This window comes from Desulfitibacter sp. BRH_c19 (assembly GCA_001515945.1).
In the GTDB taxonomy this organism is placed as follows: Bacteria; Bacillota; DSM-16504; order Desulfitibacterales; family Desulfitibacteraceae; genus Desulfitibacter.
This window is the reverse complement of the sequence record LOER01000023.1, coordinates 18,547-39,415: the sequence shown is the minus strand read 5'-3', so window position 1 is coordinate 39,415 and position 20,869 is coordinate 18,547. Positions and strand designations below refer to the sequence as shown.

Sequence of the window (20,869 nt, the reverse complement as noted above, 5' to 3'; positions counted from 1 at the left end):
CGCGATGAATTATCAGGAAGCTCTTGATTACTTGAGAAATCTAACTACATTTGGCATGAATTTTGGCTTGGACAGAATCCTAAAATTATTAGAACTACTTGGAAACCCTCAAAAGACACTAAAGGTTGTTCATATAGGGGGGACAAATGGAAAAGGATCTACAGCTGCAATGTTAAGTTCAGTTTTAGCTGAAAGTGGTTACAATGTGGGAATGTTCACATCCCCACACATCCACTCCTATAGGGAAAGGTTTAGGATTAATGGTGAGATGATTAGTCGGGAAAATGCCACAGCTTTAATAACCTTTATAAAACCCTTATTAGAAAAAATGGTACAGGAAGGCTATGAGCATCCGACTGAATTTGAAGTAAATACTGCAATGGCTTTCAAATATTTTCAACAAGAAGCAGTAGATTTATTAGTATTAGAGGTAGGTTTAGGCGGAGAGATAGATTCTACTAATGTTGTAAATAATCCACTCTTGTCTATTATAACAAATGTGGCAATGGATCATATGGATTACTTGGGAAATTCAATTAAAGAAATTGCTACTGTAAAGTCTGGGATTATTAAAGAAAATAGACCAGTCATTACTGGAGTAGACAAGGTTGAGGCATTAGAGGTTATTGAACAAAAGAGTAACTCACTTGAAAGCCCATTATATATATTGGGAAGAGATTTTAGTTACCAAACAAGCTCCTTAGGACCAGAAGGTTCGGTTTTTACTGTTACTGGAATAAAAGATAATTACCCAAAGATAAATTTGCCTTTACTAGGAGAACATCAGGGCAAAAATCTTGCTATGGTGCTAGTTGCAGTCGAACTTTTACAAGAAATGGGCTTTGCTAAAATTACTAAAGATACTTTACTTAGAGGATTGCAAAAAGTTGTCTGGAATGCACGTCTTGAAATATTTAAAAAAGATCCTCTAATTATAATCGATGTAGCTCATAATGTAGATGGTATCATGACTTTGAAAGACGCTGTAGAGAATATATTTCCTGACTACCAACTGACTTTGGTAATAGGTATGTTGGCAGATAAAGAAAGGGAAAAGGTTGTACAAATAATTGCTCCTCTAGCAAGGAGAATAGTTGTAACAAAACCTTTAAGTCCTAGAGCTGGGAACTGGGAACAATTAAAGTTTCTAGCAGAAAAGTACTGTTCTGAGGTTTTATTAGAACCAAATATCGGAGATGCACTAAAAATAGCTTTAACCAAAGTAGGCTCATTACCAAAGGAAATGATAATTATAACTGGATCTTTCTATATGGTTAGTGAAGCTAGACAGTGGTTGCAGGAAAATGCATAAAATTTGTACCTTTTTGCACAAATCTGTTATAATAACGTTGTAGATTTGTTCAGGATATAATATGACCGTTAAAGGAGGGCACGTTAGCCAAATGAAAGCTTTAAAAATACCAGAAGCAACGGTTAGTCGATTATCGGTTTACTCGAGATTTTTATTTCAGGTTGACAAGAAAGGGATCATTACTATTTCCTCAGGGGATATTGCTCAAGGTGTTGGAGTAAGTCCAGCCCAGGTCAGGAAAGATTTAGCTTATTTTGGGGAATTTGGAACCAGAGGTGTTGGTTACAATGTAAAGGACTTGCAATATAACATCTTGAAAATATTGGGACTAAACAAGCAATGGAAGGTCATCGTTATAGGAGCTGGAAACTTAGGGTCAGCCCTTGGTATTTATGCTGGTTTTAAGGAGAGAGGTTTTGATATCGTAGGCATCTTTGATGATAATCCCCAAAAAGTTGGATTTAAAGTAAACAACATAGAAATTATGTCCATGGATCGGTTGCCCAAAATTGTAAAAGAGTATAAAGTTAAAATGGGCATTATTACAGTACCAAGTGAACATGCACAGGATGTGGCAAATTATCTGATAGAAAACAATGTAACATCAATACTGAACTTTGCACCAAGGGTTCTTAATGTGCCAAAAGATATTATAGTTAGAAATGTTGATTTATCTGTGAACTTGGAAATACTAACTTTTAATATGATTAATCAAAAATGATAAAGTATAAGAAAAAGGGGAATACCCCTTTTTCTTGACTTCTTGACTATCTTTTTGCAATCAATGGAGGATGGTGACATAGATTATCAGAGAGGATGAAAAGCTTATTAATATTAAAAAACAACCTCAAATAATACTAGCTTCAGCATCTCCAAGGCGTAGAGAATTACTCAAAATCTTGGATATTAATTTTATTGTTGATTTTAGCAAAGTAGATGAGGTAGTTCCAGAAGGAATACCTCCATCTAAAGTAGTTGAAGTGTTAGCCTTAAAAAAAGCGAAAGAAGTTGCTATAAAGTACCAAGAAGGTCTTATTGTTGGTGCAGATACCATTGTAGTATTAGATGATAAAATCCTTGGAAAGCCGAAAGATGAGGATGAGTCTCTGTCAATGCTTCTAAGTTTACAAAATAGAAAACACAAAGTCTATTCTGGCATTGCTATTGTTGATGGACTAACAAAAACAGAAATATCGGACCACGAAGTTACCGAAGTCGAATTTCGACCCATTGATAAAGATGAAGCACTTAGATATATCAATTCTTCTGATTCCCCGAAAGGAAAAGCGGGCTCATATGCTATACAGGGAAAAGGAGCAATTTTTGTAAAAAGAATTGATGGAGATTATTTTAATGTTGTTGGTTTACCGTTGTTTAAGTTAGCTAATATGCTTAGTAATTTTGGTATAAAAATAGTCTAAGAGTTGTACCAAAAAGAATACCCAAGAACATTTTAGGGAGTGCCTTTGCACTCCTTTTCCTATTGGATTATTTATTCCAAAATCGAACCCTTTAAACTAATAACCTTATTCCGTATAAAAGTAGTATATGGATTTTGCTCCAAAATGAATTATCATAATATCTAAAGATAAATTATAAAGACCATAATAAAAGTAGAAATTATAATATTAAAATGTTATTGTTATTATAGGTCGAAAAAACACAAATATCGATAGATTTTCAAAAAAAAGGGAATATGCTTTATCCGATGACTATCACCGCTAAGACTCCCATCTTCTATAAGTGGGAGATAAGCGGTGCTATGTCCCTGGATAACGGTTTCCCCTAAAGGATTAGCTCAGCTAAACATTTAATCTGCTGATTAAATGAAGTTTCGCTCTATAACCTTCAGATGGAGTAATTCAGTGAAACTTAGTTCAGATGCTTTTTCCTGAACTGTAGTTGAACTAATCCTGTGGGAAACTCCACCTGAAGTCAAGAATCCTGTTTATTGAAAAAGTATTTGGGGGTAGATATTTAGTGAGTGAGGAATATCGTTTGACGGTAAAAGAAATGCCGGAGGATATTCGACCTAGAGAACGTTTGCTACAAAAGGGACCTGCAGCTTTAAGCTCGGGGGAGCTTCTGGCAATTTTATTGAGGATAGGCAATAGGAAAGAAACTGCTATTGACATTGCTAATAAAATATTACATCATTGTAATGGTCTAAAGGGTCTAGCAAATATTTCAGTAGAAGAACTTAGTAGCTTTCAAGGAGTTGGACTAGCAAAAGTTGCACAAATAAAAGCAGCAATTGAACTAGGACATAGGATATATAAGGAAGTAGGCGTAGTTAAACCGAAAATAACTAGCCCATTAGATGTGGTTGATCTTGTAATGGAAATGCAGTTTTTGGACAAAGAACATTTTAAGGTTATTACCTTAAGTACAAAAAACCATGTTATTGGAATAGAAGAAGTGTCAATAGGAAGTCTAAATAGTTCAATTGTACACCCAAGAGAGGTTTTTAAAAGAGCTGTTGAAAAAAGTGCGGCTTCTGTAATATTAATTCATAACCATCCTAGTGGTGATCCTGAACCAAGTAAAGAAGATATACAGGTAACCAACAGGCTTGTAAAAGCTGGGGAAATATTGGGAATAGAAGTTCTTGATCATATTATTATTGGGGAAGGTAGATATAAAAGCTTAAAAGAGCTTTGTGTAATTGGGTAGTCCCAAATCTTTCCCCTTGATAGCAGTTTCAATGCTATAATATAATTATATGTAGGTAACAAATTAGAGAGCTAACTTGGAGAGGAGTAACATAAATGTTTTTTGCAAAAGACTTAGGAATTGACTTAGGAACGGCTAATACTTTGGTTCACTTACGTGGAAAGGGAATTATATGTACTGAACCTTCTGTTGTTGCTATTCAGAGAGAAAATGGGGCAGTTTTAGCAGTTGGTGAAGAAGCAAAAAAAATGATTGGTAGAACTCCGGGCAATATAATTGCCATTAGACCAATGAAGGATGGAGTAATAGCTGATTTTGATATAACATCAGCCATGTTGCGCTACTTTATTAACAAGGCATTGAATCGAAAAAACAAAAGTACAATAGTTAGACCTAGGGTAGTTGTTTGTATCCCTTCAGGTATTACAGCTGTTGAAGAAAGAGCAGTAAGAGAAGCTGCCATGCAAGCAGGAGCCAAGGAGGTTTATCTAATAGAGGAGCCAATGGCTGCTGCTATTGGGGCTGGCTTACCAGTACATGAACCTACTGGAAACATGGTTGTAGATATTGGTGGAGGTACTACAGAAGTAGCAATTATATCATTGGGTGGAATAGTAACATCCAGATCAATCCGTATAGGTGGAGATGAAATGGATGAAGCAATAGTTCAACATATTAAAAGAAAATATAATCTTATGATTGGTGAAAGAACAGCAGAAGAGTTAAAAATCCAAATTGGAGCAGCTTATTTCCCTGTAGGTAATGGTGATGAAAAGGCTAAAGTAGTAGTTCCCGTAAGGGGTAGGGACTTAGTTGCTGGTTTACCAAAAACTATTGAAATTACTTCAAAAGAGATTAAAGAGGCTTTAAATGAACCAGTAACGGCTATCATAGAGGCAATTAAAGTTTGTTTAGAAAAAACTCCTCCAGAACTTGCGTCAGACATCATGGATAGGGGAATTGTAATGGCAGGAGGCGGTTCGTTGCTTTGGGGTTTAGATACACTTATTAGCCATGAAACAGGTATACCTGTTCATATAGCAGAGGATCCATTATTAGCTGTTGCCAATGGAACAGGAAGTGTTTTAGAAAATATCGAAATGCTTAAGAGGGTATTAATACCCAATAGAAAATTGGGTTAGAGATGTAGGTGTATATAAATGGCACGCAAGATTTCCAGAAAAAAAAGTATAATTGTGAGTGTTTTGATAGTAATTATACTTTTAGCTGGTATTAGATTTACTTCAACAACTAACAGAACACAGTTGTCCCAACTGGAAATTATTATACGTGATACTATAGCCCCGCTGTATAGCGGGGTTATGCAAGTTTCAAGAACAGTAGTAAATATAGGGAACAGTATAACTTTGTATAATGAGCTTTTAGAAGAAAACAACGACTTAAAAGAACAAGTAAGAGGCTTAGTCTTGCAAAATAGCACAATGGAAGAGTATCGTCTAGAAAACAAGAGGCTGAACCAGCTGCTTGGGCTCAGAGATTCTAATGAAGATCAACTGGAACTCCTTGCGGCGAAGGTTATCGGTAGAAATTTAGGAAACTGGTTTGATACAATAGTAGTAAATAAAGGTGAAAATCATGGCATAAGGATGAATATGCCTGTAATTAATCACCAAGGATTAGTTGGCAGAGTTGTAGCTACTTCAAGAAATACTGCTGAAATAATGCTCTTGCTAGATAGAGATAGTGCTGTAGGGGCAATGGTACAGCAAAATAGAACGCTTGGTGTAGTTGAGGCTACAACTACAGAAGAGTATCCTCTACAGATGATCCATATAAGTCATGATGCACCAATTGATGTGGGGGATATTTTAATAACCTCAGGCTTAGGAGAGATTTTTCCAAAAGGCTTAAAAATAGGTTATGTTACAGAAGTAGTAATGGCTCCTAATGGCCTTGTAAAACAAGCAATGATAATTCCATATGTGGAATTTGGAAAATTAGAGGAAGTAATGGTTGTTATGCAAGTTAAAGAACTCCCAGAAGAACTTGAATTGGGAGAGGGTGAAGAGTAGTGAAGCACTGGTTTTTGATGGGTTTTTTGCTGGTTTCCAGTTTGGTTCTACAGGCAACAGCATTTAATTATTTAGCAGTAGCCGGTGTAAAGCCTGATCTGCTGTTGATTATTGTAGTCTTGTATGGACTACTTTATGGGAAAAAAGCAGGAGTTTTGGGTTTTGTTTATGGTTTAGTAGAAGATTTACTTGTAGGAAGATTCATAGGTTTTAACGCTATTACTAAGGGTTTAATGGGTTTACTTATCGGTTTTTTAGAACCAAAGCTGTTTAAGGACCATATTTTAGTGCCAGTAATAGTTTTGTTAGTTGGAACATTTGTGTTTGGCGCTATAAGCTATTTAATAGGATTTATTGTTGGTATGTATTCATTTTTTGAGTATAATGCCTATTTGAGAGTAGTAATACTGCAATCAATTTATAATGCTTGTTTAGCACCTTTTTTATATGGCAGGTATTACAAAATTAGCATGGAGCGGTTTGTTAAAAAATTGAGGAGGTAGGGACAAATGACCCTTTCTCGTAAAATACTACAAAAAAAACTAACTATTTTTTTATATATAACCGCTTTGATATTTCTTGTTCTGGTTGGAAGACTATTTCAATTGCAGGTTGTTAATGCTCATGAATTTAAGACTCAATCCGAAGAAAATCGTATTAGAATTATTTCCAAGGAAGCAAGACGGGGGGATGCAGTTAGTGCTGATGGTAAAGTCCTCGCTACAAGTATGCCTGCGTTTAATATTTCCATTTCCTATCTGGCCGATGCAAATACGTTGCAAGAGGTAATAGATAATTTAGTTGAGATATTAGACGATGTAGAGATTAATGCAGATATCATCCATGAAAAATTGGGCGAGAATACTAGAAAATTTGAACCTGTACAAATAGTTACGTTACCATGGGATGAGGAAGGGATTGAGATTATTTCTCGTTTAGAAGAAAGAAGGAGTGATTTACCAGGGGTCGTAATAGAAGAAGTACCCCAAAGGTTCTATCCATATGGTAGTTTAGCAGGGCATATTTTAGGTTACGTGGGACAAATCAGCGAAAGAGAACTAGAGACATTCACAGAGCATCAATATGGGCTAAATGATAAGATCGGCAAGACCGGAATAGAAAAGGTTGCAGAAATAAGAGAAATAGATGGTGTAAATGCAGGTTTAAGAGGGAAAAAAGGAGTCCATCAAGTGGAGGTAAATGCTAGTGCTAGGCCCATAAGAGAGCTAGTTAGTATTCCATCAACCCCGGGAAACAACGTGCTTCTTACAATTGATTCTGAGCTACAAAGAGTAATGGAAAATTCTATGGATGAGGTAATTGAAAGAGTACAAGATGAAAATCCCAAGGGTGGTGCTGGAGGGGCTGTTGTAATAGATGTAAAAACCGGTGCTATTCTCGCAATTTCTAGCAAACCAGACATGAATCCCAATGACTTTGTTGATGGTACTTTTACGGAAAAAAAAGATTATTATAATGACCCAGTTTTAAAGCCAGAATTCAATAGAGCAGTTCGTGGCACTTATCCTCCTGGTTCTACTTTTAAAATGATCACATTAATGGCAGCCTATGAAAATAAATCTGTTAACCTAACTGATACTGTTATATGTACTGGTGCCTATTGGCGACCACCTTATATAAAATGTCACGATGTTCATGGGGTGGTTAATTTTCATAGGGCACTGGCAGTTTCCTGTAATACCTATGTGCAAAACGCTGCGTATTTAACTGGCATTGATAATATTGTAGACGTTGGCCAGCAATTTGGTTTGGGAACTAAAACTGGTTCTCCAGATATCCTCGGTGAGGAGGTTGGAAATTTACCAACACCTGAATGGAAGAGGACTTTAAGTGATATTTTAGTAAAAAGAAAATACGAAACTAGAAGAGATAATATTGAAAAAAAATACCAAACCTTAAGGGGAGAGGCTCACACATTTGAGGAGTTTCAAGAATTAGATAGACAAAAGGATGGAGAACTTGCTAATCTAGAGGCACAATACAAAATTGATTATAACTTTGAAACCAACTGGCATCCATACGATACTTATAATACATCAATTGGACAGGGATCAAATAATTATACAATCTTACAGCTTGCAAATTATACTGCTACTATTGCAAATGGTGGAACTAGGTATGTTCCATATCTTATAGATAAGATAACCTCTCCGCAGGGTGAAGTTGTAATGGATTATCTTCCAGAGATAGCTGGGGTAGTGGACGTTTCTCCAGAAACATTGAAACAAGTTACCAAAGGAATGCATGATGTTACTAGCCCTGGCGGAACATCATACTATTTATTTAGCGAATTTCCACCTGAAGTCGGGGTAGCTGCTAAAACTGGAACTGCCCAGACAGGACTCGTAGGGGATGACAAGAGTAAAGATTTCCATGGTGTATTTGTTGCTTTTGCTCCGGTAGAGGATCCCCAAATAGCCTTTGCTGGCGTAATTGAGTATGGCAAAACTGGTGGAGGTAGTGCTGGTGTAGTTGCAAAAGCTATATTTGAAGAGTATTTTGGTTTAAATAAAACAGTTTTAGATGAGGAAGAAATACTAATGAATTCGACAGAATAGGCTGTTTGTTTTTCCTGATGTCATAAATTGATGTAAAAACAAGGAATTTTTGTCCTTGTTTTTTTCTTGTCTTGCAGGAATTGGTGTTTATTCGTAGAAAGTTAACTTAGTCCATTCAAGAAGCATGAAGCAATAAGAGAGCATTAATCCTGCCTCTTACATCTTGCATTCTTGCCTCTTGTTGGGGAAGCTGGTGAATTTTATGTCAGACAGAAAAGTAAATTATGTAAAACAGGGGATGACAGAACTGGTCGAAGCAACTTGTAATTGTAAAATTCCTGACAACGAGACAATCCTGGTGCAGAGAACTATTCGTTCCGGGCAGACCGTGCATTATTCAGGTCACATTGTGATATTAGGCGATGTAAACCCTGGAGCCGAAATTATTGCCGGAGGAAACATTATGGTCCTAGGATGCCTGAGGGGAATTGCCCATGCTGGTGCTCTTGGAAACCAATCAACAGTAGTAGCAGCTTTTAGATTGGAACCTACCCAACTAAGGATAGCCAATCATATTACCCGGGCACCTGACGGGGAAACATGGCAACCACAGCAACCTGAGGTTGCCAGGATAAAAAATGGAGTAGTAGTTATAGAAAAATTGCAGTCAATGGGTGAGCGTTACCTGAATTTTTGTTAACTGAATCTACTATCTTAAGGGGGAAATATTATGGGAGAAGTTATAGTAATTACATCTGGCAAAGGAGGAGTGGGCAAAACTACTACAACAGCCAACATTGGGACAGGTCTAGCTTCACTTGGTTATAAAGTTGTAATGGTTGATACAGATATCGGATTGCGTAACCTTGATGTTGTGATGGGTTTGGAAAACAGAATTGTATACGACATTGTTGATGTTGTACATGAGAACTGCAGATTAAAACAAGCTATGATTAAGGATAAACGTTTTGAGGAATTATTCTTACTACCAGCTTCCCAAACCAGGGACAAAACTTCAGTAACACAAGAGCAAATGGTAGTATTATGTAAGGCACTCAAGGAAGAATATGACTATGTTTTAATTGACTGTCCAGCTGGAATTGAAGGTGGCTTCAAAAATGCCATTGCAGGTGCAGATAGGGCAATTGTCGTTACAACTCCTGAAGTATCTGCTGTAAGGGATGCTGATAGAATAGTAGGTTTGTTAGAGGCAAATGATCTAAGAAGTCCTAAATTAATTATTAATCGGATTCGCCCTCACATGGTAAAAATGGGTGATATGATGGATATTGATGACATGATTGAAATATTAGCAATTGAATTGCTAGGTGTTGTACCAGAAGATGACTTTATAGTTGTTTCAACTAATAAAGGAGAACCTGCTGTTCTAGATAAGGATTCAATAGCCGGACAAGCTTATAGAAATGTATCATTAAGAATAACTGGTGAGAATGTTCCCTTGATGAAGTTAGATACAAATGTAGGGATTATGAAGAAACTTCGTAAACTAATTGGATTTTAATACAACACGTAAAAGGGGGCGTTGGCTATGCTACAGTTATTACAACGTATATTAGGGATTGGTTCTCCCACAAGTAAAACAATTGCTAAAGAAAGGTTGCGCTTGGTGTTACTCCATGATAGGACGAGCATTCCACCGCACGTCATAGAGGCATTAAAGGGTGATTTAATTGCTTGCATTTCCAAATACATGGAAATTGACGAAAATAATCTTGATGTAAGCCTTAGTAATGAAGATGATTCCGTAGCTCTCATTGCAAATATTCCTATTTTAAAAGTTAGACAAATGTAAATTTTATTAATCTATCCCTGTCATTGACGGGGATTTTTTATTCCAGTTTTTCTATTACTAAAAAGTCCTATCCATGTGTTATAATTACAAGCATGGGGGAATAAGATATGAATTTACCAGAAAAAAAGATGCTTAAAAATATTGATTATATGTTTGTTTTAGCCCTAATAGGAATATTGGGACTAAGTATTACAGTAATGCCTAGTGCTTCAGCTATCAATACTAGCAATCCGTTCTTTTTTGTAAAAAGACAATTAATATTTATTGCTATTGGACTTGTAGCAATAACGTTTATATTATCATTTGATTATAAGCAGTTTCAAAAGTACTCAAAGTATTTATATGCGCTTAATATTATAATCTTGCTTTTAGTGCTTAGTCCTTTAGGTCATAGTGCAAAAGGTGCTCAAAGGTGGATTACAATGGGACCATTTGCATTTCAAGCATCAGAATTTGCTAAGATACTAGTTATAATTACCTTTGCAGATTTTCTTGCTAAGAGACAAGGTAAACTTGAAACACTTAAGCAACTTATTCCATGCTTGGTCTTTGTTGCAATACCCATGTTATTGGTATTAATGCAGCCGGATTTAGGAACGTCTTTAGTTTTCGTTGCTATATTCATTGGGATGATGTTCATAGCTGGTGCAAACCCAAAACTTTTAGTTGGACTGATATCAACCGGTCTACTAGGAGGCATAGGGCTTATATATTCTAACTTAAAATGGGGAACTTGGGTACCTTTAAAAGATTACCAGTTGATGCGTCTGGTGGTATTTCTAAATCCCTACGAAGATGGAATGGGAGGCAGGGGAGCAGGCTACCAGCTAATCCAATCCCAAGTGGCTGTTGGATCTGGGGGCTTGACAGGTAAAGGTTTATTCCAGGGGTCCCAGGTACAGTTAAACTTTCTTCCAGAACATCATACAGATTTTATTTTCTCTGTTGTTGGAGAGGAACTTGGTTTTATTGGTGCGGTGATAATACTTGCATTGTACTTTTTCCTAGTATATAGGAGCATTGATATTATGGCCAATGCCAAGGATATGTTTGGAGTATTAATGGTTGCAGGAATCACATCCATGCTAGTTTTTCATGTTTTCGTAAATGTGGGTATGGCAATAGGAATTATGCCCATAACAGGTTTACCTTTGCCACTTTTTAGTTATGGAGGAAGTTCCATGCTTGCAAATCTAATAGGGCTGGGAATTGTTCTGAATGTGAACATACGGCGTAAAAAGATCATATTTTAAAAGTGGTCTTGAAAGAGATTTTAGGAATGCAATCGTTTAAAAGATTGCATTTTTTTTATTCTGCGCAAGCATATTCCTTGAAAATATGAATATATTTACTAGTGAACTTGCCTGTCCGAGGAGGGAACATTGCCAATGGATAATTGGGGTATGAATAGGAGTGATACTCCTGGAATTTTTGCAAGAGCAATTGTAAGACAACTATTAGCCGCTACAGCAATACTAGCTATTTGTATAGGAATTTTGAGTTTTGACGGAGTTTTTTCCCGAAAATTTCATATGCAGGCTTCCCATTACTTGACATCCTATGATAGTGATTGGGGACCAGCCATTGAAACAATGGTAGCAACAGGTTTATGGATGGATAGCATAGATAAGGGTGCATTTGAAGTAGTAGCCCCCAAGGATGATGACCTCTATTTAACACTACCTGTTTCAGGAACAGTTATCAGAGAATTTGGATGGATTGAAATTTCAGGAAACCCCCAGAAGCTATTCCATTCAGGGATAGATATAGAGACCGATGTAGGGACGCCCGTTAGATCAGCACTCGATGGCCAAGTTATTAATGTCGATATAAATGATGCGTTGGGAAGGTTTGTAGAGTTAGAGCATAGGAGTGGGCTTATCACAGTTTATGCTAATTGTAGTGAAGTACTTGTACAAGAAGGAGACGTAATTACCCAAGGGCAGATAATTGCTAAAGCAGGAATTAGTGTCTCAGACAAAGGTCAGCTTCATTTTGAGATAAAGGAAGGGGATCAACCAGTAGATCCATTTCAATATCTAAACTTTTTAAATGAAGCACCTTAGGAGCGTTTATAAGTGAGACTATTTAAATATCATGAGATTGATGTCAAAGTAGATAAGTTATTCTTACTTATGATGGTTTTCTATGGCTTTGCAAATGTACTTCCCCAAGCACTTATCATATTTTTAGTAGTCTTCATCCACGAATTAGCACACACTATGCTTGCTAGGGGATATAAGGTAAACATTGAGGAGATAAAACTTTTTCCATTTGGGGGAGTTGCAAAACTGGATTTTTTGGAAGTTGATTCCAATGAAGAGGTTAGAATAGCTTTAGTTGGTCCATTGAGTAACTTTTTTATGGCAGGCTTAGCTTTGGCAGCCCAGTATTATCTAAATTCAGAGTACTGGCTGCAATTTTTTATAAGACTAAATATTATAATGGGATTGTTTAATCTCATACCAGTATTACCCCTAGATGGGGGGAGAATATTTAGAGCTTGGTATTCCAAGAAAGTAGGAATCTTTGATGCTACTAAAAAAGCTGCTCAACAGGGAAAGCTGCTTGCTGTTCTTTTGCTTTTAATATCAGTTAGTGGATTATATTTGAGACTATGGGATTTAAATGCAGTTACAATGGCTGGTTTTTTATTTTATGCAGCGCGTGAGCAGGACAAAACAGCATCTTTTCATTTCATTAGATATTTACTTAATAAGAAAGAAATTATCTTAAAAGAAAACATACAACAATTAAAGACGTATTATGTAAGAGAAAATACACCCCTCAAGGAGGTATTACCTCATCTTGTCCCAAATAACTATCATCTCTTTTTTGTATTTAACCAAGCAGGGGAAATAGTAAGCACAATCTCAGAAGAAAGACTAATTGAGGAATATTTTAAAAAGGGTGATGATATATCTATTGGAAGAATTTAAAGGAAATAAGGATAGTGTGACGAATAGCCTTTTAGTAGACTTGCTAAGGGGTTATTTTTTGTAGAATAATATAATACTATACATGACTGTCAAGTTAGCTAGAATATAGTAGTCAGTATCCAGGAGTCAGAATAAGAGCTTGACCCCATCTTCTGAATTCTGTATTCTGTCTTCTGATCTCAACAAGGTAGGAGGGTTATCTTCATGAAGAATATTTTAGAATCTGAAGTATTGGGTGAAGTAGAAAAACCTGCTCGATATTTGGGCAATGAGTTTAATTCTGTACATAAGGATTGGGATAAAGTATCCGTTAAAATGGCTTTTTGCTTTCCAGATGTTTATGAAATAGCAATGTCCCATCTGGGATTAAGAATACTTTATGGTCTGGTAAACGAAACAGAGGAATTTTTAATGGAAAGATGTTTTGCACCTTGGGTTGACATGGAAGGTGAGTTACGAAAAAGAGATTTACCTCTATTTAGCCTGGAATCTACAAAACCGCTCAAAGAATTTGATGTTTTAGGTTTTACATTGCAATATGAAATGAGCTATACTAACATTCTAAATATGCTTGATTTAGGTGGGATACCTCTTTTACAAAGGGATAGGGATGAAAGTTATCCCCTCGTTATTGCAGGAGGTCCATGTGCTTTTAATCCAGAGCCATTGGCTGATTTTATAGACTTCTTTTTGTTGGGGGATTCAGAAGAATTATTACTGGAGGTTCTTGGCCAGGTTAGAGATAAATACCTACAAGGTTCTCTAAAAAAGGATGAATTTCTTAAAGAAATAAGCAGCATTTCCGGAGTGTATGTTCCTCGTTTATATGATTTTGAATATAACGAGGAAGGTACTGTAGAAACTATAATCCATCCAGAAAATGATAAAGGTGTTAGAAGAAGAATAGTACAAGATTTTGATAAAGCGTATTTCCCCGTTAAACCTATTGTACCTTTTGTTGAGGCTGTACATGATAGGGTTATGCTAGAAGTTGCAAGGGGTTGTACTCGGGGATGTAGATTTTGTCAGGCGGGCATCTTATATAGGCCAGTAAGAGAAAAATCACCTGAAACTCTTCAGAAACAAGCTCAGCTTTCTCTTGAGAACACAGGCTATGAGGAAATATCTCTTACTTCTTTAAGCTCTGCTGATTATTCATGCATCGAACAGGTTACCAGGGGTTTACTTGATAAACATGAATCTGATAGGGTTAGTCTCTCATTGCCCTCTTTAAGAGTCGATGCCTTTTCAGTAAACCTTGCCAAGGAAATACAAAAGGTTCGAAAAACAGGTCTAACCTTTGCGCCTGAGGCAGGGACTCAGAGATTAAGAGATGTTATTAACAAGGGTGTTACAGAAGAGGATTTGGAGAGATCTGTTACTGGAGCCTTTCAAGAAGGCTGGAATGCTATTAAACTATATTTTATGATAGGGTTGCCTACAGAAACAGAGGATGATTTAAAGGGCATAGCAGCGTTGGCACATAAAGTGCTAACCATTGGCAAGAATGTTATGAAAAGACAAAACTCTAAGGGAACATTGAAAATATCAGTAAGTGTTTCTTCCTTTGTTCCAAAACCTCATACTCCATTTCAGTGGGAACCTCAGGATACAATAGAAGTTTTAAAACAGAAGCAGAAATATTTGAGAGATTTATTAAAAGATAAAAAGATATCATATAGCTACCACAGTCCTCAGATAAGCTTACTAGAGGCGGTTGTTTCAAGGGGAGATAGAAGATTAGGCAAAGTCCTGAAACGAGCTTGGGAAAAGGGTTGTAAATTTGATAGTTGGGATGAATTTTTTAAATATGAGAAGTGGTTAGAAGCATTTGATGAAAATAATCTGGACCCTACCTTTTATGCATATAGGAAAAGAGATAAGAATGAAGTTTTCCCATGGGATTTGATTGATGTTGGAGTTACAAAAAGTTTTCTTTATAAAGAGTATGAGAAGGCAATGGTTGAGGCTAGGAGTTATGATTGTCGTCTTGAACCATGCAGCGGTTGTGGAGTATGTTCTAGATTTGATGTTAATCTTGATATAAAGGGGAAGCAAAATGAAACTACGGGTTAAATATGCAAAAATGGGAAGTTCTCGTTTTTTATCTCATCTGGAGTTAATGAAAGCTATGGAAAGGGCTTTTCGTAGAGCAAGGATTCCATTGGCCTTTTCCGAAGGCTTCAATCCACATCCAAAAATAAGCTATGCTTCAGCTCTTTCTGTAGGGATAGCAAGTGAAGGTGAATATCTAGATATTGAACTTTCTACTGAAATGGATATAGAGGATTTCAAAATTGAAGTTAATAAAAACCTGATTAATAGTCTTGAGATACTAGATGTTAAAGAGATCAAGATCAAGGTTGAATCATTGACAGCTATAGTAGAAAGAGCTAAATACAGGGCAATATGTCTGTTGGAAGAAGATATAAAAGAAGAGGTATTAAATGAAGTAGTAAAAAGATTTCTTGACCAGGAAGAGATGATAGTTACTAGGAAAACCAAGGATAAGGTAAAGGAAATTAATATAAAAGAAGGAATTTTTTATGTAGACGCTGAAATTAAAGATATGAATTTGTTTTTCAAATTTATTGTAGTAACAGGAAGCAAAGGAAATGTAAGAGCTGGGGAAGTATACGATGCTTTTATATCATTTGGGAATTTTAAGGTAAAAGGCAGACCCAACTTTATAAGGGAAGCCCTGTATGCTTTGAAAGATGATGCTTTATGTACTCCAATGGACATATTGGAAGGGTGAAGTCATTTGCAAAAGGATTTACTAGTAGACGTTCAAGAGGAACAGATTTTAGTAACCGTTGTTGAAAACGGGACGCTGATGGAAGTATATGTAGAAAGAGAATTTAATAAACGTATCGTGGGGAACATCTACCTAGGAATTGTAAAAAATGTACTTCCGGGTATGCAGGCTGCTTTTGTTGATATAGGCTTGGAAAGAAATGCCTTTTTGTTTGTGGAGGACGCTACACCATCTAAAAATATGATAGATGAAACCTTTAAAGGACCACAGATAAGTATTTGTGATTTATTAAAGGAAGGGCAGCAAGTACTAGTTCAGGTTTCAAAGGAACCTGTAGGTTCTAAAGGAGCTAGGGTTACGAGTAATATAACTATACCCGGTAGATATACAGTTTTAATGCCTTATGTGGATTATGTGGGTGTGTCAAGAAGAATTGAAAATGAAGAGGAAAGAGAAAGACTTAAAAAGATTTCCCATGAGATTAAGCCGGAAGATATGGGTATAATAGTTCGTACCGTTGCTGAAGGCGCAGGGGAAAGCGAGCTAGAGATGGATCTGCAGAACCTGACAGGCATCTGGAAGAAAATAGAGAAGAGATTAAGTAAAACATCAGGGCCTAGAGTTATCTATAAGGATTTAGGTCTGACTCAGAGAATGGTTAGAGATCTCCTTGATGAAAAAGTAACAAGGATCATTGTCAATTCTATTGAAGTTAAAGATCAGATACTTGAGGCAATGACACTACTTGATTGTCAATATAGGTATAAAATTGTTTATGAACAAGGAGATGTTTTAGAAAGGTATTCTATCCTTACTCAATTAGACGAAGCATTAAACAAAAGGGTTTGGCTTAAATCAGGAGCTTATATTGTTATAGATCAAACTGAAGCTTTAACAGCAATTGATATTAATACAGGCAAATATATTGGCAAGGATAATCTTCAGGCTACTGTGCTTAATACAAATTTACAAGCAACTGCTGAAATTGCCAGACAACTAAGGCTTAGGAATATTGGTGGAATTATCATTATTGATTTTATTGATATGGAAAAGGCTGAGCATCAACAGCTTGTCTTGGAAGCTCTAGAAAAAGAACTCAAAAACGATAAAACCAAGACAAATATTATGGGAATTACCACCTTAGGGCTTGTGGAAATGACTAGGAAGAAAGCCAGGATGGGCTTAGAAAGTCTCATGTTAAATGACTGTCCGTATTGTGAAGGAAAGGGTAAGCTTCTTTCCGTTGAGACTATAGCGTTAAGGACTAAGAAGAAGGTTAGAAGCATGGCAGAAAGAACATTGCAGTCTGCTCTATTAATAATGGCTAATCCTTTACTAGCCTCTCAAATAATTGGTAGTAATGGTGTTTCCCTTAAAAAATTAGAGGAATCTACTGGAAAAACTATTGTAGTAAAAGGAGAAGAGAGCTTCCATTTGGAACATGTGGAAGTACGGAGTATATCGGATAAAGAAATGGAGGCCTACCTGCCAGTTAAGGAAGGTGATATTATAAAAGTATTAGTAGAAGAACCCCAAAGTGGTGATGGAAAAGATGGGATAGCACGTATTAATGGCTATGTTCTAAGTATAATTAATGGGTCTTCTTTTGTTGGTAAAGAAGTGTCAGTAAAGATAAATAAAGCATACAGAACATATGCTAGAGGAGAGCTCATTTAACTTTGACATTTATTGAATGCTATGATATAATTCATGATTGTTAGAATAAAGTTTTGCCGTTCAAAACCGCATAAAAAAGGTTATAAAAGTAATCCGGAATTCATTAATATGATTTCTGTGTTCTCACCTTTTCTAGCGAGTCTTTACGAGGAGGAAAATAATAATGTATGCAATTGTTGAAAGTGGTGGAAAGCAGTACAAGGTACAAGAAGGAGAACTTTTTAGGGTTGAACTTTTAAAGTCCGAAGAAGGTAGCACATTGGATATTTCAGATGTTTTAGCTGTTGTGGATGGTGACAATTTTAAGTTTGGAACTCCAAGGGTTGAAGGAGCAAAAGTTGTATGCTCTGTACTTAAGCATGACAAGGCTAAGAAAATCCTTGTGTTTAAGTATAAGCCTAAAAAGAACTATAGGAGAAAGCAAGGGCACCGTCAACCATATACTTTGTTAAAGGTTGAAAAGATAGAAGCTTAATGTTATGGTAATAGTTAAAATTATTTTTAAAGATAAAGATAATAAAGAAATTGTTGGTTTTCAAATTGAAGGTCATGCCCACTTTTCACAGAAGGGGCAAGATATAGTTTGTTCAGCAGTTTCAGTACTAGCACAAACTACGATTATTGGATTAGGTAAGTATTTATGCGAAAGTAGCTTTAACTACTCAATAAAGGATGGTTATTTGGATTGTAAATTGCAAAACAAATTGACTTCAGATGAGAACAAAGCTGCTCAAATTTTATTAACCACAATGTATCTTGGGATACAATCCATTGAAGAAAGTTATGCATCACATGTTAGAATTCTTAAGGAGGTGTAAATGATGCTGAAAATGAATCTTCAATTATTTGCACAGAAAAAAGGTGTTGGTAGTTCTAAAAACGGTCGTGATAGTGAATCTAAACGACTAGGTGTTAAAAGACATGATGGACAGGTAGTTTTAGCAGGAAATATCCTGGTAAGGCAAAGAGGAACTAAAATCCATCCAGGAAGTAATGTTGGAATAGGAAGAGATGATACTTTATTTGCCTTATCTGATGGTGTTGTAAGATATGAGAGAAAAGGTAAGGATAAAAAACAGGTAAGTATTCACGCTGTATAAGTTTATTTAGGTCCCTGGATTGTTTTCAGGGGCCTTTTTGTACTATGGGAGAATATAGTTTTTATCAATGCGAGGACTTTGGCACAACTAAGGCTTCCGCCAGTTTATTTTAGGCTAGTTGAATTTTGAAGGAAATTCTTAGTAAATGAAGAATTTACTACATATAGTCTATAATTGGAGTGATATTCTTGAAAGATGATACTTACATAGAAGAAGCCATTAGATTGCTTAGGTTACAGAAACATGATGTGGTAAACTATCTACAAATTGTCCTTGGGTATATACAGTTAAACAAAGGAACCGAAGCTCAAAAACACATAAAAAATGCTATGAATGAATTAAATCTTAAAGGAAGCTTATTGAGAATAGTTCATCCTAGACTGCTAATATCATTAATGTCACAAATTGATAAGGCCTTTAGATTAGGTATTCCATTAGCTATAGAGTGTAAAAGTAATCTAAAGGGTATTGACATTGAAGAAGATCTTTTAATAGACCTTTTAGAAAAAACCTGGGATGAACTGCTGGTAGCCCAGTTAAAACAACCAGTAGAAGAAAGGCATATACAATTCAAAGTGGATACTGACTGTAGTTTTAGATATTCAGGAACTGGATTTTTTAATTACATATCAAAGGAAGAACTAAATGAATTAAATAGTTTTTCCTTTAAAATTGGATATGAGGTAGTATGCTCGGATGAAAACTTGATAATAAGAAATATTATAGATAGAGGGTAGAGAAAAATACGAAGATAGGATTGTGGTGTTACTTTATGTTTTATGATAAGGCAAAAATATATGTCAAGGCCGGAGACGGTGGTAATGGGATAGTAGCTTTTAGAAGAGAGAAGTATGTGGCAGAAGGTGGGCCTAGTGGTGGAGATGGTGGCGGTGGTGGAAGTGTTATTTTAGTTGGAGATAAGGGTTTACGAACCCTTGTTGATTTTAAGTATAAACCCCATGTGAAAGCAAAAAGGGGTGAACATGGGCAAAGTAAAAATATGCATGGTAAGAACGCCGAGGACTCTATTATTAAAGTGCCACTAGGAACCATAATCAAGAATTTTGATACAGGTGGTTTGATAGCTGATATAACAGAGGAAAATCAGAGTGTCGTTATTGCAAAAGGTGGTAGAGGAGGCAGAGGAAATGCACGGTTTACCAGTGCAAAAAATAGAGTGCCTTCAGTTGCAGAAAAGGGAGAGCCGGGTGAGGAAGTTACATTGTCTCTAGAGCTTAAACTGTTAGCAGATGTTGGCCTAATAGGTTTACCTAATGCAGGTAAATCAACTTTAATATCTGTAATATCGGCAGCCAAGCCCAAAATAGCAGATTATCCTTTCACAACTCTTAAGCCCAACCTAGGAGTTGTTTCAGTAGAAGAAGGGAATAGTTTTGTTGTAGCTGACATTCCGGGTTTGATAGAAGGAGCTCATCAGGGAGCTGGATTAGGTCATGAATTTCTGAGACATATTGAAAGAACTAGGATATTTGTTCATGTGTTGGATATGACTCTAGGTGAAAATAAAAGTATATTAGATGTTTTTAATTCTATAAATAAAGAGCTTTTCTTATACAATCCAAAGCTTGCAAATAAAAAACAAATTATAGCTGCAAATAAAATGGATGTTCCTGGTGCAGAAGAGAATTTAGCAGTACTAAATAAGGAAATTGGAGAAGAATATGAAATATTTCCTATATCTGCAGTTGCGAGGACAGGCATTAAGGCACTCGTTGGTAGATTAACACAACTAATAGATGAAATTGAGCATGAACCACTATATAATGAAGATGAAATAGAGGTTTTTGTGGAGCCTGAGGAAAGATTTAGTATTGTAAGAGAAGATGGAATGTTTGTTGTCCAAGGTAAAGAAGTGGAAAAACACTTTGCAATGACAGATTTTAATAACGAAGAGGGTGCCAAAAGATTCCAACGTATTTTAAAAGCAATGGGTGTTGAGCAGGCACTTCTTGACAAGGGCATAAACTATGGAGATCTTGTAAGAATTGGAGATTTAGAATTTGAGTTTCTTGAATAGGAGTGAA

Annotated in this window: 22 protein-coding genes; all 22 read left to right on the top strand. The window is 36.1% G+C overall.

Going from position 1 to position 20,869, the window contains the following annotated elements; all coding sequences use genetic code 11:
* Positions 1–4 precede the first annotated feature (4 nt).
* The 22 genes from APF76_13000 (at position 5) to APF76_12895 (ending at position 20,862) form a co-directional block, all read left to right on the top strand.
* Positions 5–1,312, top strand: a complete 1,308-nt coding sequence (locus tag APF76_13000) for a bifunctional folylpolyglutamate synthase/dihydrofolate synthase (protein ID KUO51567.1) — start codon at positions 5–7, stop codon at positions 1,310–1,312.
* A 91-nt stretch (positions 1,313–1,403) separates the two neighbouring features.
* Entirely contained in the window at positions 1,404–2,033 is a 630-nt protein-coding gene (locus APF76_12995; protein KUO51566.1) for a redox-sensing transcriptional repressor rex, read from the top strand.
* A gap of 112 nt (positions 2,034–2,145) precedes the next feature.
* Complete coding sequence (locus tag APF76_12990; protein ID KUO51565.1) at positions 2,146–2,733, top strand: hypothetical protein; 588 nt, start codon at positions 2,146–2,148, stop codon at positions 2,731–2,733.
* A 592-nt stretch (positions 2,734–3,325) separates the two neighbouring features.
* Positions 3,326–3,985, top strand: a complete 660-nt coding sequence (locus APF76_12985; GenBank protein ID KUO51667.1) for a hypothetical protein — start codon at positions 3,326–3,328, stop codon at positions 3,983–3,985.
* Between the two features lie 95 nt (positions 3,986–4,080).
* On the top strand, positions 4,081–5,127 hold the full coding sequence (locus tag APF76_12980) for a rod shape-determining protein MreB (protein KUO51564.1): 1,047 nt from the start codon (positions 4,081–4,083) through the stop codon (positions 5,125–5,127).
* Positions 5,128–5,145: 18 nt separating this feature from the next.
* Positions 5,146–6,018: a hypothetical protein gene (locus APF76_12975; protein ID KUO51563.1), complete on the top strand. Its 873-nt coding sequence runs from the start codon at positions 5,146–5,148 to the stop codon at positions 6,016–6,018.
* The gene (locus APF76_12970) at positions 6,018–6,521 is read left to right on the top strand and encodes a hypothetical protein (protein KUO51562.1); all 504 of its coding nucleotides are present in this window, start codon (positions 6,018–6,020) and stop codon (positions 6,519–6,521) included. Before APF76_12975 ends, APF76_12970 begins: the two co-directional genes overlap by 1 nt.
* A 6-nt stretch (positions 6,522–6,527) precedes the next feature.
* Entirely contained in the window at positions 6,528–8,597 is a 2,070-nt protein-coding gene (locus APF76_12965) for a hypothetical protein (GenBank protein KUO51561.1), read from the top strand.
* A gap of 238 nt (positions 8,598–8,835) precedes the next feature.
* Complete coding sequence (locus APF76_12960) at positions 8,836–9,237, top strand: septum site-determining protein MinC (GenBank protein KUO51666.1); 402 nt, start codon at positions 8,836–8,838, stop codon at positions 9,235–9,237.
* Positions 9,238–9,267: 30 nt separating this feature from the next.
* Positions 9,268–10,059: a septum site-determining protein MinD gene (locus APF76_12955; protein ID KUO51560.1), complete on the top strand. Its 792-nt coding sequence runs from the start codon at positions 9,268–9,270 to the stop codon at positions 10,057–10,059.
* A gap of 27 nt (positions 10,060–10,086) precedes the next feature.
* A complete protein-coding gene (locus tag APF76_12950; protein ID KUO51559.1) occupies positions 10,087–10,350 on the top strand; it encodes a cell division topological specificity factor in 264 nt (87 codons plus the stop codon).
* A gap of 107 nt (positions 10,351–10,457) precedes the next feature.
* Positions 10,458–11,603: a rod shape-determining protein RodA gene (locus APF76_12945; GenBank protein ID KUO51558.1), complete on the top strand. Its 1,146-nt coding sequence runs from the start codon at positions 10,458–10,460 to the stop codon at positions 11,601–11,603.
* 135 nt (positions 11,604–11,738) lie between these two features.
* Positions 11,739–12,416, top strand: coding sequence for a hypothetical protein (locus APF76_12940; protein ID KUO51557.1), 678 nt, complete (start codon positions 11,739–11,741; stop codon positions 12,414–12,416).
* 12 nt (positions 12,417–12,428) lie between these two features.
* A complete protein-coding gene (locus APF76_12935; GenBank protein ID KUO51556.1) occupies positions 12,429–13,289 on the top strand; it encodes a hypothetical protein in 861 nt (286 codons plus the stop codon).
* A gap of 204 nt (positions 13,290–13,493) precedes the next feature.
* On the top strand, positions 13,494–15,365 hold the full coding sequence (locus APF76_12930) for a radical SAM protein (GenBank protein ID KUO51555.1): 1,872 nt from the start codon (positions 13,494–13,496) through the stop codon (positions 15,363–15,365).
* Entirely contained in the window at positions 15,349–16,047 is a 699-nt protein-coding gene (locus APF76_12925; protein ID KUO51554.1) for a hypothetical protein, read from the top strand. The genes APF76_12930 and APF76_12925 overlap by 17 nt, the downstream gene beginning before the upstream one ends.
* Positions 16,048–16,053: 6 nt before the next feature.
* Complete coding sequence (locus tag APF76_12920; protein KUO51553.1) at positions 16,054–17,724, top strand: ribonuclease G; 1,671 nt, start codon at positions 16,054–16,056, stop codon at positions 17,722–17,724.
* Positions 17,725–17,887: 163 nt separating this feature from the next.
* A complete protein-coding gene (locus tag APF76_12915; GenBank protein KUO51552.1) occupies positions 17,888–18,199 on the top strand; it encodes a 50S ribosomal protein L21 in 312 nt (103 codons plus the stop codon).
* 4 nt (positions 18,200–18,203) lie between these two features.
* Positions 18,204–18,542: a hypothetical protein gene (locus APF76_12910; GenBank protein KUO51551.1), complete on the top strand. Its 339-nt coding sequence runs from the start codon at positions 18,204–18,206 to the stop codon at positions 18,540–18,542.
* Between the two features lie 3 nt (positions 18,543–18,545).
* Positions 18,546–18,824 (top strand): 50S ribosomal protein L27, encoded by a 279-nt coding sequence (locus tag APF76_12905; GenBank protein KUO51665.1) that lies wholly within the window; start codon positions 18,546–18,548, stop codon positions 18,822–18,824.
* 188 nt (positions 18,825–19,012) lie between these two features.
* Positions 19,013–19,561 (top strand): hypothetical protein, encoded by a 549-nt coding sequence (locus APF76_12900; protein KUO51550.1) that lies wholly within the window; start codon positions 19,013–19,015, stop codon positions 19,559–19,561.
* 35 nt (positions 19,562–19,596) lie between these two features.
* Positions 19,597–20,862 (top strand): GTPase Obg, encoded by a 1,266-nt coding sequence (locus tag APF76_12895; protein ID KUO51549.1) that lies wholly within the window; start codon positions 19,597–19,599, stop codon positions 20,860–20,862.
* The last annotated feature ends 7 nt before the right edge of the window (positions 20,863–20,869 follow it).